The organism is Flexivirga lutea, from assembly GCF_054778955.1.
The window spans coordinates 399,549-417,235 of sequence record NZ_BAAGZB010000003.1; the positions used below are offsets into that span (position 1 = coordinate 399,549).

Annotated in this window: 17 protein-coding genes; 16 read left to right on the top strand and 1 reads right to left on the bottom strand. The window is 68.9% G+C overall.

The features are described 5' to 3' along the window. Positions 1–29: 29 nt before the first annotated feature. Positions 30–812, bottom strand: a complete 783-nt coding sequence (locus ACYVBN_RS14625) for a trypsin-like serine peptidase (protein ID WP_460601156.1) — start codon at positions 810–812, stop codon at positions 30–32. Positions 813–1,221: 409 nt separating this feature from the next. Here ACYVBN_RS14625 and infC point away from each other — a divergent pair, with 409 nt between their 5' ends. From infC to tyrS, 16 genes are all read left to right on the top strand, one after another. After that, positions 1,222–1,764, top strand: a complete 543-nt coding sequence (gene infC, locus ACYVBN_RS14630; RefSeq protein ID WP_440283113.1) for a translation initiation factor IF-3 — start codon at positions 1,222–1,224, stop codon at positions 1,762–1,764. A gap of 113 nt (positions 1,765–1,877) precedes the next feature. Then, positions 1,878–2,072 carry a 50S ribosomal protein L35 gene (gene rpmI, locus ACYVBN_RS14635; RefSeq protein ID WP_325551201.1) on the top strand — a complete coding sequence of 65 codons (195 nt, stop codon included), beginning with the start codon at positions 1,878–1,880 and terminating at the stop codon, positions 2,070–2,072. A 43-nt stretch (positions 2,073–2,115) separates the two neighbouring features. Continuing rightward, positions 2,116–2,502 (top strand): 50S ribosomal protein L20, encoded by a 387-nt coding sequence (rplT, locus tag ACYVBN_RS14640; RefSeq protein ID WP_440283112.1) that lies wholly within the window; start codon positions 2,116–2,118, stop codon positions 2,500–2,502. Positions 2,503–2,535: 33 nt separating this feature from the next. Next, the gene (locus ACYVBN_RS14645) at positions 2,536–3,342 is read left to right on the top strand and encodes a TrmH family RNA methyltransferase (RefSeq protein WP_460601157.1); all 807 of its coding nucleotides are present in this window, start codon (positions 2,536–2,538) and stop codon (positions 3,340–3,342) included. A 44-nt stretch (positions 3,343–3,386) separates the two neighbouring features. Beyond that, the gene (pheS, locus tag ACYVBN_RS14650; RefSeq protein WP_440283110.1) at positions 3,387–4,481 is read left to right on the top strand and encodes a phenylalanine--tRNA ligase subunit alpha; all 1,095 of its coding nucleotides are present in this window, start codon (positions 3,387–3,389) and stop codon (positions 4,479–4,481) included. Next, positions 4,481–7,009 (top strand): phenylalanine--tRNA ligase subunit beta, encoded by a 2,529-nt coding sequence (pheT, locus tag ACYVBN_RS14655; protein WP_460601158.1) that lies wholly within the window; start codon positions 4,481–4,483, stop codon positions 7,007–7,009. The genes pheS and pheT overlap by 1 nt, the downstream gene beginning before the upstream one ends. Positions 7,010–7,157: 148 nt before the next feature. After that, entirely contained in the window at positions 7,158–8,204 is a 1,047-nt protein-coding gene (gene argC / locus ACYVBN_RS14660) for an N-acetyl-gamma-glutamyl-phosphate reductase (protein WP_460601159.1), read from the top strand. Between the two features lie 31 nt (positions 8,205–8,235). Beyond that, positions 8,236–9,387 (top strand): bifunctional glutamate N-acetyltransferase/amino-acid acetyltransferase, encoded by a 1,152-nt coding sequence (gene argJ / locus ACYVBN_RS14665; protein ID WP_460601160.1) that lies wholly within the window; start codon positions 8,236–8,238, stop codon positions 9,385–9,387. Next, entirely contained in the window at positions 9,384–10,460 is a 1,077-nt protein-coding gene (gene argB, locus ACYVBN_RS14670; protein ID WP_460601161.1) for an acetylglutamate kinase, read from the top strand. The genes argJ and argB overlap by 4 nt, the downstream gene beginning before the upstream one ends. Then, positions 10,457–11,647 carry an acetylornithine transaminase gene (locus tag ACYVBN_RS14675; RefSeq protein ID WP_440283106.1) on the top strand — a complete coding sequence of 397 codons (1,191 nt, stop codon included), beginning with the start codon at positions 10,457–10,459 and terminating at the stop codon, positions 11,645–11,647. The genes argB and ACYVBN_RS14675 overlap by 4 nt, the downstream gene beginning before the upstream one ends. Further along, complete coding sequence (argF, locus tag ACYVBN_RS14680; RefSeq protein WP_460601162.1) at positions 11,644–12,573, top strand: ornithine carbamoyltransferase; 930 nt, start codon at positions 11,644–11,646, stop codon at positions 12,571–12,573. Before ACYVBN_RS14675 ends, argF begins: the two co-directional genes overlap by 4 nt. Positions 12,574–12,596: 23 nt before the next feature. Further along, positions 12,597–13,094, top strand: coding sequence for an arginine repressor (locus ACYVBN_RS14685; RefSeq protein ID WP_460601163.1), 498 nt, complete (start codon positions 12,597–12,599; stop codon positions 13,092–13,094). A 59-nt stretch (positions 13,095–13,153) separates the two neighbouring features. Then, a complete protein-coding gene (gene argH / locus ACYVBN_RS14690) occupies positions 13,154–14,599 on the top strand; it encodes an argininosuccinate lyase (RefSeq protein ID WP_460601164.1) in 1,446 nt (481 codons plus the stop codon). An 82-nt stretch (positions 14,600–14,681) separates the two neighbouring features. Next, positions 14,682–15,233 (top strand): hypothetical protein, encoded by a 552-nt coding sequence (locus ACYVBN_RS14695; RefSeq protein ID WP_460601165.1) that lies wholly within the window; start codon positions 14,682–14,684, stop codon positions 15,231–15,233. Further along, positions 15,220–15,816, top strand: coding sequence for a DNA-3-methyladenine glycosylase (locus ACYVBN_RS14700; protein ID WP_460601166.1), 597 nt, complete (start codon positions 15,220–15,222; stop codon positions 15,814–15,816). Before ACYVBN_RS14695 ends, ACYVBN_RS14700 begins: the two co-directional genes overlap by 14 nt. Before the next feature lie 81 nt (positions 15,817–15,897). Next, positions 15,898–17,160 carry a tyrosine--tRNA ligase gene (gene tyrS / locus ACYVBN_RS14705; protein WP_460601167.1) on the top strand — a complete coding sequence of 421 codons (1,263 nt, stop codon included), beginning with the start codon at positions 15,898–15,900 and terminating at the stop codon, positions 17,158–17,160. Positions 17,161–17,687 lie beyond the last annotated feature (527 nt).

Here is a 17,687-nt window from a genome sequence, read left to right on the forward strand (position 1 = left end):
CGTCCCGGCGCACCTCGCGCCGGGACGGGCTAGCAGCCGTCCGGATCCGGCGCCGGCAGCACGTCGTCCTGCAGTGCGCCCTCGGCGTGCAACCACAGCGACACGATGTTGGCGCCGAACGCCGAGGAATACGACGTGGACTCCACGCAACCGCCCTGGTTGAGGCCGCCGATCATCCCGACCACCTTCGGGCGGCCTGCGCTGGTGACCAGCCATGGACTGCCGCTGCTGCCGCCGACGTAACCGTGGCAGTCGAAGCTGGGGTGGCCCTCGGTCCAGTAGACGGTCGTCGTGCAGTCGATGGGTTCGTCCGCGTCGTTGTTGTACGCGACGTCGGTCACCACCTGTCCGGAGGCGGGCGCCAGGCCGACGTCGGCCGCGCCGGTGACCGATTGCAGCGTGCGCGGGTGGCCGTCGATCGTCTGCGGCGCGACCTTCAACATGGCCATGTCCTGCTGCGGATCCTGATCCTGCAGCCACCCCGGCAGCGCGTACGCGGCGGTGACCGTCCAGCGACCTTCCGGGGTCTTTCCGCTGTGCCAGTCCGGCGCGAAGGTCCACCCGGCGCCGGAACCCGACACGCAGTGCGCGGCGGTCAGCACCAGATCGCCGGTGTGCGAGTTGACCACAGTGGCCGTGCAGCTCTGCTGGTCGGCGTGCGGCGCGAAGATCACGCCGACGAAGGGGCGCCCCGGACTGGGCGCCGCCGACGGTGTGCTCTGTCCCGGCTGAGCCACCGCCGAGCCGCCGGCGAGGGCGGCGGCGATCAGCGCGCCGACGCCGAGTGCGCAGCGGCGCAGTGTGGTGCGCATGGGTGGGCGGTCTCCTTCCGGCGTCCCGAGCGCGATCATGGTAGGGGAGAGACCTGATGGTCGGTGCGGCCCGATTTCGTGCTCCTCGCCGCAGGCGATAGCATGGTTGTCACCGACTGGTCCGGCGCGTGCCGGAGCAGTGTGCAAGAGGAGCTGAAGCTTCCACCTCGAGCGGCAGGCATGTCGCCAGGTCCGGTCCAGTGACGAGCAGTCGTCACTCGCAGCGTATGACGCCGCGGTGACTGCATGTGTCGACGCTGTGCTGCAGGCAGAGGCTTCTCGCGCACCACGATGGGTGACGAGGAGCCTTTCTTCGTTTCCCGCAGCAACCGCAGCACCACGAACACGAACGAAGGAGCTTCACATCAGCGCTGAGCCTCGTATCAACGACCGCATCCGGGTTCCGGAAGTGCGGTTGGTTGGGCCGAACGGAGAGCAGGTCGGGATCGTGCGCGTCGAGGACGCGTTGCGTCTGGCCGCTGAAGCAGATCTCGACCTGGTCGAGGTCGCACCCATGGCCAAGCCGCCCGTGGCAAAGCTCATGGACTACGGCAAGTTCAAGTACGAAGCCGCCATGAAGGCCCGTGAGTCGCGCAAGAACCAGGTCAACACCGTCATCAAGGAGATCAAGCTCCGCCCGAAGATCGACCCGCACGACTACGGCACCAAGAAGGGCCATGTCGAGCGGTTCCTGTCGGCGGGCGACAAGGTCAAGGTGACGATCATGTTCCGCGGACGCGAGCAGTCCCGGCCGGAGCTCGGTTTCCGGCTGCTGCAGCGTCTGGCCGACGACGTCCAGGAGTTGGGCTTCGTGGAGAGCGCGCCCAAGCAGGACGGCCGCAACATGATCATGGTGCTGGGACCCACCAAGAAGAAGGCGGAGGCACGCGCCGAGGGCCGTCGCCGCCGCGAGCAGGCGCAAGCAGAGCAGACTGCGAGCGCCGACGCCTGAACTCCTCGAGTGCCGGCGAGCACTCCGAGCCATCTCGCGCAGCGCGCGAGAGTCCGCAAGCCAGCCCGCCCTCACCGGCAGGCGGGTACACCACGTAACGAAGGAGATCGGCTATGCCGAAGATGAAGACCCACAGTGGCGCCAAGAAGCGCTTCAAGATCAGCGGGTCCGGCAAGGTCATCCGGCAGCGTGCGCGCCACGTGCACAAGTTCCAGGAGCGCACCAGCAGCCAGGCGCGTCGCCTGGTGCCCGACGTCGAGGCGTCGGCCGCCGACAGCAAGAAGATCAAGAAGCTGCTGGGCAAGTAAGCCCCACTTCACCCGAACCCACACGTACTAGAAGGAGATTCACGTGGCACGCGTGAAGCGGGCGGTCAACGCCCAGAAGAAGCGTCGGACCGTTCTGGAGCAGGCCAGCGGCTACCGCGGACAGCGTTCGCGGCTCTACCGCAAGGCCAAGGAGCAGGTCACCCACAGCATGGGTTACAGCTACCGGGACCGCCGCGCCCGGAAGGGTGACTTCCGTCGCCTCTGGATCCAGCGCATCAACGCCGGCGCCCGCGCCAACGGGATGACCTACAACCGGTTCATCCAGGGCCTGAAGGCGGCCGAGGTCGAGGTCGACCGCCGCATGCTCGCCGAGCTGGCCGTCAATGATGCCGCTGCCTTCACCGCGCTCGTCGAGATCGCCAAGGCCAACGTGCCGGCGACCGACGCCAAGGCCGACTCCGTCGCCTGACGCGGCGCACCGCACCTTCGGAACGCCGGTCCAGTGACTCCGTCCGTCCTCACCAATCCCCGCGCGGAGCGGGTGCGGGCGGTCCGGGCACTGGGCCGGCGTTCGGCGCGTCAGCGTGCCGGTCGGTTCGTGGTGGACGGTCCACAGGGCGTGCGTGAGGTGCTGCGGTTCGCGCCGCGCACCATCCTCGAGCTGTATGTCGACGACGCCGCCCGCGACAGGCACGGCGATCTCCTTGCGCTGGCGCATGACGCCGACGGTGCCCGCATCCGCCTGCACCACTGCGACGCGGCCGTGATGAGCGCACTGGTCGACACCCAGCACCCACAGGGCATCGTGGCGGTGTGCCGACCGGTGGACGTACCGGTCGCACAGGCGCTCGCCGCCGATGACGGCTTCGTGGCGGTCCTGTCGCACGTGCGCGATCCGGGCAATGCCGGCACCGTCATACGGTCCGCGGACGCGGCGGGAGCGCGTGCCGTGATCCTGTCGGATGCGAGCGTCGATCTCTACAACCCCAAGGTCGTGCGTTCCACCGCAGGATCACTCTGGCACCTGCCGATCGCGCTCGGCGGCGACGTCAGCGACCTCGTCGCCGCCTGCCACGCCCGCGGCCGCCGGGTGCTGGCGGCCGATGGCGCCGGCACGACGTTGTTGCCGGACGCCGACCTGTCCGGCCCGCACGCCTGGCTGATGGGCAACGAGGCGTGGGGACTGGACGAGGGGATCCGTGCGCTGGCCGACGACGTCGTGCGCGTGCCGATCCACGGTCACGCCGAGTCGCTGAACCTCGCGCTCGCGGCGACCGTGTGCATGTACGCCAGCGCGGACCGCCGGTGAGCGGCTGAAACGCGACCACCGCCCACCTAATAGACTTGCCGACCGTGTCTGGTCCGAACACGTCATACGATCCCGTCGAGGTGGCCGCCCTCGATCCTGCCGTCATCGAGCAAGCCGTCCAGGAGGCGCTGCAGGCCTTCGCGGCCGCGGCGAGCCTGGAGGATTTGAAGGCGGCGCGCATCGCCCATCAGGGTGACAAGAGTCCGCTCGCGCTGGCCAACAGGGAGATCGGGGCGTTGCCTCCCTCGGCGAAGGCGGAGGCGGGCAAGCGGGTCGGCACCGCTCGTGGTCAGGTCGGTGCGGCACTCAAGGAGCGGCAGGCCCAGCTGGAGACCGAGCGCGACGAGCGGATCCTGGTCGAGGAAGCCGTCGACGTGACGATGGTGCCCGGCCGCCGACCGCTCGGCCGGCGCCACCCGGTCGACCTGATGGGCGAGCGGATCGCGGACATCCTGGTCGGCATGGGCTGGGAGATCGCCGAGGGGCCCGAGGTCGAGGCCGAATGGTTCAACTTCGACGCGCTCAACTTCGACGTCGATCACCCGGCGCGGCAGATGCAGGACACCTTCTACATCGCACCGGAGGACAGCGGTCTGGTGCTGCGCACGCACACCTCTCCGGTGCAGGCCCGCTCACTGCTCGAGCGTGGCGTCCCGCTGTATGTCGGCTGCATCGGCCGGGTCTACCGGACCGATGACCTGGACGCGACCCACATGCCGGCGTTCCACCAGATCGAGGGCATCGCCGTGGACAAGGGCATCACCATGGCGCATCTGAAGGGCACACTGGACCGGATGGCCGGCGAACTCTTCGGCGAGGGCATCACCACCCGATTGCGGCCGTCATTCTTTCCGTTCACCGAGCCGTCCGCCGAGATGGACCTGCGCTGCTTCGTGTGTCGCGGCACCGACCCGGACTGCCGCTCGTGCAGCGGCACCGGCTGGATCGAGTGGGGTGGCTGCGGGATGGTCAACCGCAACGTCCTGCTGGCGTGCGGTGTGGACCCCGACGTCTACTCCGGGTTCGCGTTCGGCATGGGCATCGACAGAGCATTGCAGTTCCGCACCGGGCAATCGGACATGCGGGAGCTGATCGAGGGCGACGTGCGCTTCGACGCGCAGTTCGGGATGGAGATCTGATGCGGATTCCGTTGGATTGGCTGGGCGAGTACGCCGCACTCCCGGCCGGTGTGACCGGCGCCGAGGTCGCCGCATCGCTGGTGCGTGTCGGGCTGGAGGAGGAGGGCCTGCACGGCGGCGAGATCACCGGCCCGCTCGTCGTCGGGAAGGTCCTGTCCAAGGAGCCGGAACCGCAGAAGAACGGCAAGACGATCAACTGGTGCTCGGTCGATGTCGGCGAGGCGAACGGCACCGGCGCACCCCAGGGCATCGTGTGCGGCGCGCACAATTTCGAGGTCGGCGACCTGGTGGTCGTGGTGCTTCCGGGAGCCGAACTCCCGGGTGGTTTCGCCATCTCGACACGCAAGACCTACGGGCACGTGTCCGCCGGGATGATCTGTGCCGCCGACGAACTCGGCCTGCCGGACGACGGCTCGGGCGGCATCATCCGGCTCGCCGAGCGGGTTCCGGACGTTGTGCTGGAGCCGGGGCAGGACGCCATACCGCTGCTCGGGCTGGACCGGGAGACCATCGAGATCAACGTCACGCCGGATCGCGGGTACTGCTTCGCCATCCGAGGTGTGGCCCGCGAGTACGCCCTGTCCGAGGGCAACGACTTCACCGACCCGGTCGCGGGTCTTGCGGCAGCCGCCCCGCCGGGCAACGCGCAGGGTCCGCAGGTCCGGATCGAGGACGATGCACCGCTGCGCGGCGTGGTGGGCTGCGATCGGTTCGTCGCCAGAGTGGTGCGCGGCGTCGACGTCTCGGCGCCGACCCCGACGTGGATGACGACGCGGCTCACCGAGGCGGGCATGCGGCCGATCTCGCTGCCGGTCGACGTCACCAACTACGTGATGCTCGGGCTGGGCCAGCCGTTGCACGCCTACGATCTGGCGACGATCGACGGCCCCATCGTCGTACGACGCGCGCGCGTCGGCGAGAAGCTGAAAACCCTTGACGGTTCGGAGCGTTCGCTCTTCCCCGAGGACCTGCTGATCACCGACGGCGGCGAGCGAGGGCTGGGCATCGCAGGTGTCATGGGTGGCTTCGACTCCGAGGTGAATGACGCGACCACGGACGTCCTGATCGAGGGTGCCCACTTCGATCCGATCACCGTCGCGCGGTCCGCCCGACGGCACAAGCTGCCCTCCGAGGCGTCTAAACGGTTCGAGCGAGGGGTGGACCCGCAACTCGCGCCGGCCGCCGTCGAACTGGTGGTGCAGTTGCTGGTGAAATTCGGTGGCGGCACCCCCGACGCCGGCGTCACCGACGTGGACCACACCGCGACGGCGCCGGCGATTTCCTTCGAGCCCGGGCTGGCGTCGCGGCTGGTCGGCATGCCGTATGACGACGTCCAGGTCGCGAAGGTGCTGCAGGACGTCGGCTGCGACGTGGACCGCGACGGCGCAACCTGGTCGGTGACGCCGCCGTCGTGGCGCCCCGACCTGCACACGGGTCCGGACCTGGTCGAGGAAGTCGCCCGGGTCGTCGGCTACGAGAAGATCCCGTCCGTGCTGCCCACCCCGCCCGGCGGCCGCGGCCTCACGCACGGTCAGCAGGTGCGCCGGTTGGTGGCGAATCTCCTTGCCGCGCAGGGTTTCAGCGAGATCTGGTCGGCGCCGTTCACGAGCGACGAGCGGCACGCGGCGCTGGGCTATCCGGTGGAGGCCGCGCGGGAGCGCACCGTACGCATCGCCAACCCGCTGTCCGAGGAACAACCGCTGATGCGGATCTCGCTGCTGTCGACCATGGTCGACGCGCTGAAGCGCAACATCGCACGGGGCTTCAAGGACGTCGCCCTGTTCGAGCAGGGGCTCGTCCTCGCGCAGGAGGGCCCGCAGCAGCCGGCGCCATCCTCACCCGTCGGCGTCCAGCCCGATCCCGCGCTGCTGCAACGCATTCGCGCGGCAGTACCGCGCCAGCCGCGCCACCTCGGGCTGTTGATGACCGGTGAGTCCGTCCGCAGCGGCTGGTGGGGTGGCGGTCGTCCTGCCGACTGGAGCGACGCAGTCGCCGCTGTCCGTGGGATCGCCGAGGCGCTGGCCGTGCCGGTGCAGGTCGCGGCGGCGGACGTAGCGCCATACCATCCCGGACGCTGTGCCGAGTTCGCCCTCGCCGACGGCACCCTCGTCGGGCATGCCGGTGAACTGCACCCGAAGGTCCTGCAACAGCTCGGGCTGCCCGCGCGCACCGTCGGCGCCGAGATCGATCTGGACGTGCTCATCGCGGCCAGTGACCGTCCGGTCGCCTCTGCACCGATCAGCACGCTGCCGGCGGCGACCAGCGACGTCGCGCTCGTCGTCGACCGCGGCGTGGTCGCAGCATCGGTGGAGTCCGCGTTGCGGAACGGGGCCGGGACGCTGCTGGAGTCGATCCATCTCTTCGACGCCTACCAGGGCGACCAGGCCGGTGCCGGCAAGAAGTCGTTGGCCTACCGGATGACCTTCCGCGCGCCGGACCGCACCTTGACGACCGAGGAGGTCAACGCCGCCCGGGACTCCGCGGTCGCCGCAGCGGGTGCCGCCACGGGCGCCGTGCAGCGCGCCTGAACGCTCTTTTCGCGACCGGCCATGCGTTCCTCGACAGGACCGGCGATTCGGCCCGGTTCCGGTCTGCTGTGTCGCACGACGCCGGGGTGCCTTGTCGTGGGTGCGCGAGCCTGTCGATAGGCATGAATATGCGTGAGCATGTATAGTCATGCAGGTGATGTCAGTTGCAGTCGCCGGAGCAAGTGGCTATGCCGGTGGAGAGATCCTTCGCCTGCTCGTCAGTCATCCCGAGGTGACGATCGGCGCCGTGACGGCGGCGTCGTCGGCGGGTGATCGGCTGGGCCGGCACCATCCGCAGCTGGCACCGCTGGCCGACCGGGTGTTGCTGCCCACCAGCGCGCAGACGCTGGCCGGTCACGACGTGGTGTTCCTCGCGCTGCCGCACGGTGCGTCCGCGCAGTTGGCCGCGGAACTGCCCGCGGACGTGACGGTGATCGACTGCGGTGCGGACTTCCGGCTGGCCGATCCGGCCGCCTGGCAGGAGTTCTACGGCTCCGCGCACGCAGGCACGTGGGTCTACGGCATGCCCGAACTCGTGATCGAGGGCGGCGTGAAGCAGCGCACCCAACTGATCGGTGCCTCCCACGTCGCCGTGCCCGGTTGCTACCCGACCGCGACGTCCCTCGCACTGGCGCCGGCATTTGCGTCCGGCGTGGTGACCGGCGACGTGGTCATCGTCGCGGCCAGCGGGACGTCGGGGGCCGGAAGATCGCTCAAGCCGCACCTGCTCGCTGCTGAGGCCATGAGTTCGATGAGCCCGTACGGCGTGGGCGGCGTCCATCGCCATACACCCGAGATCGAGCAGAACCTCGCGCGCGCGGGCGGCCGGGCGACGGCGGTGTCCTTCACCCCGACCCTGGCTCCGATGCCCCGGGGCATCCTGGCCACCTGCTCGGCGAAGGTGACGCCGGGAACCACGACCGCGCAGGTGCGCGCCGCCTATGCGCAGGCGTATGACGAGGAGTCCTTCGTGCAACTGCTGCCGGAGGACAGCTGGCCGACGACCGGCGCCGTGCTCGGATCCAACAACGTCCAGGTGCAGCTGGCCGTCGACCAGCGGGTCGGCCGGCTGGTGGTGGTCGCCGCGATCGACAACCTGACCAAGGGCACCGCCGGGGGAGCCGTCCAATGCCTCAACCTGGCGTGCGGGTTCGACGAGACGCTCGGCCTGCCCACCACCGGGGTGGCCCCATGACCGACACGTTCGCGAGCCGAGGGACAGACCGATGAGTGTGACTGCAGCTCAAGGCTTTCGGGCCGCAGGCGTCGTTGCGGGGCTCAAGCCGAGCGGCAAACCGGATCTGGCCGTGGTGGTCAACGACGGTCCGTCATACGTGGCGGCCGCGGTCTTCACCAGCAATCGCGTCGAGGCCGCGCCGGTCACCTGGTCGCGCCAGGTGGTGGCGGACGGCCGCGCCGATGCGGTGATCCTCAACTCCGGCGGAGCCAACGCGATCACCGGTGCTCAGGGCTTTGCGGACACTCACCGGACCGCCGAGCACGTCGCGGCGCTCCTCGAGGTCTCCGCCGGAGACGTCGTGGTGTGCTCCACCGGGCTGATCGGCGAACTGCTGCCGATGCCGAAGCTGCTGGCCGGTGCCGACCGAGCGACCGGAACGCTGTCGACGCACGGTGGTCCTGCGGCGGCCGAGGCGATCATGACCACCGACACCGTCCCCAAGCAGGCGGTGGCCGGCAACGACGGCTGGACCGTCGGCGGTATGGCGAAGGGCGCCGGCATGCTGGCCCCCTCGCTCGCCACGATGCTGGTGGTGATCACCACCGACGCTGTGCTCGACGAGGCGTCCGCGGACGCGGCGTTGCGGGCCGCGACAGCGGTCACCTTCGACCGGATCGACTCCGACGGGTGCCAGTCGACCAACGACACGGTGCTGCTGATGGCATCCGGCGCATCGGGACTCCGGCCGGACCCGGAGGAGTTCAGCGATGCGCTCACGCGGGTGTGCGCCGACCTCGCCCGGCAGCTCATCGGTGACGCCGAAGGCGCTGCCCACGACATCGCCATCGAGGTGGTGCGCGCAGCGGACCTGGACGACGCGCTCGACGTCGGTCGCTCGATCGCCCGCAACAACCTCTTCAAGTGCGCGATCTTCGGCCGGGACCCGAACTGGGGCCGCATTCTCGCGGCTGTCGGCACGACGGCGGCCCGGTTCGAACCGAACCGGCTGGCGGTGTCCATCAACGGGATTCAGGTCTGCCGCGACGGCGGGGTGGGCGAGGACCGTTCGCTGGTCGACCTCACCGGTCGTGATGTGCACGTCGTCGTCGATCTGGCGGCAGGGGAGCGGTCGGCCACCATCTGGACCAACGATCTGACCCACGACTACGTCCACGAGAACTCGGCCTACTCGACATGAAGCGCATACCCACCGACCTCGCGACCGCAGCCGCCAAGGCCACGACGCTCGTCCAGGCACTGCCCTGGCTCGAGCGTTTCCGCGGGGCGCTCGTGGTGGTCAAGTACGGCGGCAACGCCATGATCGACGACGAGTTGAAGTCGGCTTTCGCCCAGGACGTGGCGTTCCTGCGGTATGCCGGGCTGCGTCCCGTCGTCGTCCACGGCGGTGGCCCGCAGATCCAGCGGATGCTGGACCGCCTCGACATCGCCTCGGAGTTCAAGGGCGGCCTGCGGGTGACGTCGTCCGAAGCCATGGACGTCGTGCGAATGGTGCTGACCGGCCAGGTCTCCCGAGAACTCGTCGGCCTGATCAACCACCACGGCCCGCTGGCCGTCGGGCTGTCCGGCGAGGACGCAGCACTCTTCGGCGCTCGCCGGCGCGGCGCCGTCGTGGATGGGCAGACCGTGGACATCGGTCACGTGGGCGACGTGGTGACCGTCAATCCAGTCGCCGTCCAGGATCTGCTGGCCGCGGGCCGGATCCCGGTGGTGTCCTCGGTCGCACCGGACGTCGACTCCGATGGTGAGGTGCTCAACGTCAACGCGGACACCGCCGCGGCAGCGCTCGCCGTGGCGTTGGGCGCCCACAAGCTCGTGGTGCTCACCGATGTCGAGGGGATCTACGCCCAGTGGCCCGACCCCGACAGTCTGCTCAGTTCGCTGCCGGTGAGCCAGGCCGAGGAGCTGACGGGCCGGGTCGACGCCGGCATGGTGCCCAAGCTCGAGGCGTGCGTGCGGGCCATACGCGGTGGCGTGCCGCAGGCGCACGTCGTCGACGGGCGGTCCGCTCACTCCATCCTGCTGGAGATCTTCACCGATGAGGGCATCGGCACGATGATCCTCCCCGATGACCCGGTCACCCCCGACGCTGGTCGAGTAGCGGCGAAGGACGTCGGGGTCCCCGCGAAGTATTCGGAGGAGCGAAGCGGGGGAGAAACTTCGTGGGGTGGCAGCAACGAGCCGGTGACCCCCGACGCTGGCCGAGTAGCCGGGAGGAACGAGCCGCGTATCGAGACCAAGGAGGCAGAGTGAGCGCCAACACCGAATGGTTGCAACGGTATTCGGACAGCGTCTTAGGCGTGTTCGGGTCCCCGCCGTTGGTTCTCGATCACGGGGACGGCTGCTATGTGTGGGACGTCGAAGGTCGCCGTTACCTCGACCTGGTCGGCGGCATCGCCGTCAATGCGTTGGGACACGGTCACCCGGCGCTGGTCGCAGCGATCTCCAAACAGGCCGCCGAGGCGTTGCACGTGTCCAATCTGTTCACGTCGCCCGGCCAGATCATGCTCGCCGAGAAGCTGCTGGAGGTCTCCGGTGCTCCAGAGGGGTCGAGGGTCTTCTTCGGCAACTCCGGCGCCGAGGCGATCGAGGCGGCCGTCAAACTGTCACGGCGGACCGGACGCACCGGCATCGTCGCCGCCGAGCACGCGTTCCACGGGCGCACCACCGGGGCTCTGGCCCTCACTCACAAGGCCGCCTACCGCGAGCCGTTCGAGCCGTTGCTGCCCGGTGTGGCCCACGTCCCCTACGACGACATCGCCGCGCTGCGTGCCGCGGTGGACGAGACCACCGGCGCCGTGGTGCTGGAGCCGGTGCAGGGTGAGGCCGGCGTGATCGAGCCGGCGGCAGATTTTCTGCGCGAGGCGCGCGACATCACGTCTGCTGCAGGCGCATTGCTGATCATCGACGAGATCCAGACCGGTGTCGGCCGCACCGGCAGGTGGTTCGGTTTCCAGCACGCCGGTATCGTCCCCGACGCGATCACCATCGCCAAGGGACTCGGAGGCGGTGTACCGATCGGTGCCATGATCACCTTCGGTCCGGCGGTGTCCGGGCTGCTCACGGCGGGTCAGCACGGCACCACCTTCGGCGGCAACCCACTCGCCGCTGCCGCTGGGCTGGCCGTGCTGGAGACCATCGAGCAGGAGCGTCTGCTGGACCACACCGAGCAGACCGGCGCCCGGTTCGCGCATTCGCTGACGGAGGCATCCGTCCCCCATGTCGACGGAGTGCGTGGTCGGGGATTGCTGCGTGCCGTGGTTTTCGACCGGCCCATCGCCGCTGCGGTCGCGACAGCGGCGCGGGAGGCCGGCTTCATCGTCAATCCTGTGGCGCCCGAGGCGATCCGACTGGCACCACCGCTCGTCATACAACCCGAGCAGTTGGACACCCTGGTGTCCGCGCTCCCAGCACTCGTCGAGGAGGCGATGTCCGCATGAGCCGGCACTTCCTGCGCGATGACGACCTGACACCGGTCGAACAGGCCGCGGTGCTCGATCGAGCCGCAGCTCTCAAAGCGGACCACTTCGCACTGCGTCCGCTCCAGGGGCCGCGGGTGGTCGCGCTGATCTTCGACAAGCCGACGCTGCGGACCCAGTTGTCCTTCACCGTCGGCGTCGCCGAGCTCGGTGGTCAGCCGATGACGGTCGACGGCCGGCTCGCCCAGATCGGTAGCCGCGAGTCGATCGCGGACGTCACCCGGGTCCTCGACCGGCAGGTCGCGGCGATCGTATGGCGCACCTACGAGCAGGCGAATATCGAGCAAATGGCGGCACATTCGGCGGTGCCGGTGATCAATGCGCTCACCGACGACTTCCACCCGTGCCAGATCCTCGCCGATCTGCTGACGATCCGTGAACACAAAAGCACGTTGGCCGGACTGACGATGACGTATGTCGGGGACGGCGCCAACAACATGGCGCACTCCTACCTGCTGGGCGGAGCGACCGCGGGCATGCACGTGCGGATCGGTGCGCCGGGGACGCATCAGCCACGCGCGGACATCGCCGAGCGAGCCGCCGAGATCGCTGCACACACCGGCGGATCCGTGCAGATCACCGACGACCCGGTCGCTGCGGTCGTGGCCGCCGACGTCGTGATCACCGACACCTGGGTGTCGATGGGTCAGGAGGCGGAGGCCGGCGACCGCAAGGGCGCTGAGAGCCCGTTCGCCAAGTACGCCGTCGACGGTGCGCTGGTGTCGCACGCGGACGACCACGCGATCGTGATGCACTGCCTGCCCGCCTACCGCGGCTTCGAGATCAGCGCAGACGTGATCGACGGCCCGCAGTCGGTCGTCTGGGACGAGGCCGAGAACCGGTTGCACGCGCAGAAGGCCGTCCTGTCGTTCCTGCTCGAGTCATGAGCGGGCGGAGCGAGCGAGCGAGTATGACGAACGACAGCCCGCTGGCTGCGAACCGCACCGCACGGCAGCAGCGCATCGTCGAGGTGCTGACCCGCGAGTCGATCGGATCGCAGGCATCGTTGGCGCAACGCCTCAAGGCGGACGGCATCCAGGTGACCCAGGCGACGCTGTCGCGCGATCTGTTGGATCTCGGCGCGGTCAAGGTGCGGCACGGGCGGCAGTTGGTCTACGCCGTCCCCAGCGAAGGCGGGGACCGGTCGCTGGTCAGTGGGCTCAACTCCGAGTCCGACGCGCGCCTGCGGCGCATCTGCGCTGAACTGCTCGTGACGGCAACGATTTCCGGCAATCTGGTGGTGTTGCGCACGCCGCCCGGGGCCGCCAACTTCCTGGCGTCGGCCATCGACCATGCGGACCTGCACCATGTGCTGGGCACCATCGCCGGCGATGACACGATCCTGATCATCGCCGCCGACGGCGAAGCCGGTGCCGTGGGCGACCATCTGCTCGAACTGGCCGGCTGAGCCGATTCCACGAAGTCCACACCAGACCAGAGCCCGACGACCTGAGAGTGAGCACTCCCGTGACCGACGCCCAAGAACGACTCAGCCTGTGGGGTGGCCGTTTCGCCGGGGGACCGGCCGATGCGTTGGCGGCGCTGTCGAAGTCGACGCACTTCGATTGGCGTCTCGCGCCGTACGACATCGCCGGCTCCAAGGCGCACGCCAACGTGCTGCACGCAGCGGGCCTGCTGGACGACGCATCGCTGGCCGCGATGCTCGCCGCGCTGGATCAGCTGGCTGGCGACGTGAACGACGGCAGTTTCGTGCCGGCCGCCGACGACGAGGACGTGCACACCGCCCTCGAGCGCGGACTCATCGAACGCGCCGGCGCCGACGTCGGCGGCCGGTTGCGCGCCGGTCGCTCCCGCAACGATCAGGTCGCCACCCTCTTCCGGATGTATCTACGCGATCATGCCCGACTCGTCGCCGGCCTCGTGCTGGACGTCGTGGACGCACTGGTCGCTCAGGCCCGCACCCACCTGTCGGTCGCCATGCCCGGGCGCACGCACCTGCAACATGCGCAGCCGGTGCTCCTGGCACACCACCTGCTGGCGCACGCGTGGGCACTGCTGCGGGACGTCGATCGGTTCGGCGACTGGGATCGCCGAGCCGACGAATCGCCATACGGCTCAGGTGCGCTCGCCGGTTCCTCGCTGGGCCTGGACCCGCAAGCCGTCGCCGCGGACCTGGGTTTCCGCCGGTCGACCCGCAACTCGATCGACGGCACTGCCGGCCGCGACTTCGTGGCCGAATTCTGTTTCGTCGCCGCGATGTCGGCCGTGGACATCTCGCGCATCGCGGAGGAGGTGGTGCTGTGGTCGACCAAGGAGTTCTCGTTCGTCACGCTGGACGACGCGTTCTCGACCGGATCGAGCATCATGCCGCAGAAGAAGAACCCCGACGTGGCCGAGCTGGCGCGCGGCAAGGCAGGCCGGTTGGTCGGTGACCTGGCGGGCCTGCTGACGACCTTGAAGGCTCTCCCGTTGGCATACAACCGTGACCTGCAGGAGGACAAGGAGCCGGTCTTCGACGCCGTCGACACTTTGGAGGTGCTGCTCCCGGCGTTCTCCGGGATGGTCGGCACGTTGACCTTCCACCCTGACCGGTTGAACTCCCTGGCACCGCAAGGATTCGCGCTCGCCACCGACGTCGCGGAGTGGCTGGTGAAGCAGGGAGTGGCGTTCCGGATCGCGCACGAAGTGGCCGGGGAGTGCGTGCGGGTCTGCGAGTCGCGTGACATCGAGCTGTGGGACCTGTCCGACCAGGATCTGGCCGTCATCCACCCCGCATTGACACCCGCGGTCCGTTCGGTGCTCAGCGTCGAGGGCTCGTTGGCATCGCGAGATGCGGTCGGCGGCACTGCGCCGGTGCGGGTCGCCGAGCAGCTGGAGCAGGCGCTGGAGGCGTCGGCGCGGGCCCGGGTCTGGGCCTCGACACCGATCGACTATCCGCAGCGCGTCGGCTGACGGCGGTGTGCCGTACGGTCGCCCTGTCGTGTGCACAGGGCGCGCGGCGAGCCCCGCGGGGATGGTCTGCGACACTGCGGCCGTGACGATGATCGTGCAGCTGGTCGGCCCGCCCGCGTGCGGCAAGCGCACCATCGGCGCCGCCTTGGCGCAGCGCTGCGGCGCGAAGTTGATCGACAACCACCTGATCAACGATCCGGTGTTCACGGCGCTGGGTGTCAACGGCTTGGGTGACCTGCCGCCGGAGGCCATCCCGATGGCCGGCCGGGTGCGCGCCATCGTGCACGAAGCGATCCTCGCCGCGCCGGCCGACATCTCACACATTCTGACCAACTGGCTGGTGGACACCCCGCAGGATGCGCGGGCTGCGGACGACATCCGCGCGCTGGCCGCGCAGCGTCGGGCCCACTTCTACCCGGTCTGGCTCCGCTGCGACCTCGAGCAGCTCCGCAGCCGGCTGAGCCGGCCGGACCGGGCGGTGCGCAACAAACTGCGTGACCCCTCGCGGGTCGACGACATCGTCGCCCGAGGCACGACGCCCGCGCCCGACGACGCCCTGCAGCTGGACACGTCCGACGGGACCCCCGAAGCGGCTGCCGACGAGATCATGGCCTGGATCGATGCGCACCGCTGAGCCGTTCCGCACGGCGCGCCGGCTGCTGGGTGCTCACCTCATCGGGCGCGGCGTGACAGCCCGTCTCACGGAGGTCGAGGCGTATGCCGGCGAGGCCGATCCCGGGTCGCACGCGTTCCGCGGGCGCACCCGGCGCAACGAGGTGATGTTCGGACCGGCCGGGCAGCTGTACTGCTACTTCAGCTACGGCATGCACACCTGCTGCAACTATGTGTGCGGTCCCGACGGGCGGGCCGCCGCAGTCCTGTTACGTGCCGGGGAGATCGTCGACGGTGTCGAGCTGGCACGCGAACGGCGGGGCGGTGTGCCGGACCGCAAGCTGGCCCGGGGCCCGGCCTGCCTGACGCAGGCGCTCGGCATCGTGTTGAGCGACAACGGCACGCCCCTGCACGACGACGACTCCCCGGTCCGGGTGGTCTGGGCCGACCCGGTGCCCGAGGACCAGGTTCGAGCCGGTCCGCGGGTGGGAGTCAGCGGCCCCGGCGGTGACGGGGCGACCTACCCGTGGCGTTACTGGATCGACGGCGACCCGACGGTGTCCGCGTATCGCCCGGCGAAACCGCGTCGTCGCCGTGAGAGCTGATACGGCAGGCTGTACCTGCATCTGATTCATTGCATCGGCCGGCACTCGCCGCGCCGTGTCATCGAGAGGACGGAACACATCGTGAGCGAGATCTTCGACGAGCTGCAGTGGCGTGGCTTGGTGGCGCAGACCACCGACGAGGCCGCGTTGCGCACGGCACTCGCCGACGGGCCGATCACGATGTATGTCGGCTTCGATCCTTCGGCCGATTCGCTGCACATCGGCAACCTCGTGCAGCTCATCGTCGCGCGCAAGATGCAGCGGGCCGGCCACCGGGTGCTGTGTCTCGTGGGCGGGTCGACTGGACTCATCGGCGACCCCAAGCCGGACTCCGAACGGGTGATGCGTAGCAAGGAGGAAGTCGCTGCCGCGGTCGAACTTATCCGGCAGCAGGCGGAGGTGCTGCTGGACTTCGGCGGGGACAACCCGGCGAAGCTGGTCAACAACCTGGACTGGACCGAGCCGATCTCGGCGCTGGACTTCCTGCGCGACTACGGCAAGCACTTCCGCGTCAACGCGATGATCAAGAAGGACGCCGTGTCACGGCGGCTGAACAGCGAGCAGGGCATCAGCTACACCGAGTTCAGCTACCAGATCCTGCAGGGCCTGGACTACCTGCACCTCTACCGTGCCGAAGGGTGCACGTTGCAGTTGGGCGGTAGTGATCAGTGGGGCAACCTGCTCGCCGGGGTCGACCTGATCCGCTCCGCCGAGGGCGTGAGCGTCCATGCGATGACGACGCCGTTGATCACCGACGCGAGCGGCCGCAAGTACGGCAAGTCGGAGGGCAACGCCTTGTGGCTGAATCCGGACCGCATGTCGCCGTACGCCTTCTACCAGTTCTGGATCAACCTCGACGACGCAGACGTCATCGACAAGATGCGGGTATTCACCGACCTGGACGCAGCGTCCATCGAGGAGTACGCGCGACAGGTCGAGGAGGCGCCGTTCCGGCGGTCCGCGCAGAGAGCACTCGCTGCGGAGATGACGACCCTGGTGCACGGGGCTACCGCGACCGCGGCGGTGCAAGCGGCATCCGAGGCACTCTTCGGCAAGGGCGACGTGTCGGCTCTTGACGCCCGGACCCTGCAGGACGCGACCGAAGAACTGCCGGGCGCCCTGGTCGAGCCCGGGACGAGCGTGGTCGATGCACTCATAGCGGTGGGAATCGCCGACTCCCGTAACGCGGCGCGCCGACTGCTCGCCGAAGGCGGCGTGTCGGTCAACAACGTCAAGGTCACGGATGCCGAGGCGGTCCTGGACGATGCGGCGTTCCTGCACGGGCGGGTGGCCCTGCTGAAGCGGGGCCGGAAGCACCTCGCCGCGGCGCGCGCCGCCGCCTGATCGGCGGCTGATCCGGCTCGTCGCTGTCGGCTCCGTTCCGCCCCGTGTCGGCGGAACGGAGCCGATTTGCTTGCACCGGCCGCGCTGGGTAGTGTCTCACCTCGCGCCTCGGCACGAAGCGCACCCGGTGCGAGCCGGAGTGCGCGAGGTCACGGGCGCAGGATCCACCCTCAAGTTGTCTGCAGCAGCGGACATCGGGTAAGGTTGATCCTCGTTGCCAGGGAGACACGGACACCGCAGACGACGTCTCGGCGGCCGTTCCCGGAGCAACAAAACCCCTTCTTTCATTTCTCTTCATGGGTTTCGGTTCGCCGAAAGGCCGATTTGGAAAGACACTGAAGAAGGTGTTAAGTTTAAGAAGCCCCAGGAGCGAAGCGGAAAACGCGGAGCGAAAGGGAGCGGTCGTTTTTTGAGAACTCAACAGCGTGTCGAATGATTGATGCCAATTGTTTGTTGGTTTGATCGTTTTTGTAGCATTTTTGCTCTTGATCGATTTTTGCCAGTTTTGGATTCTTTTTTGGAGAGTT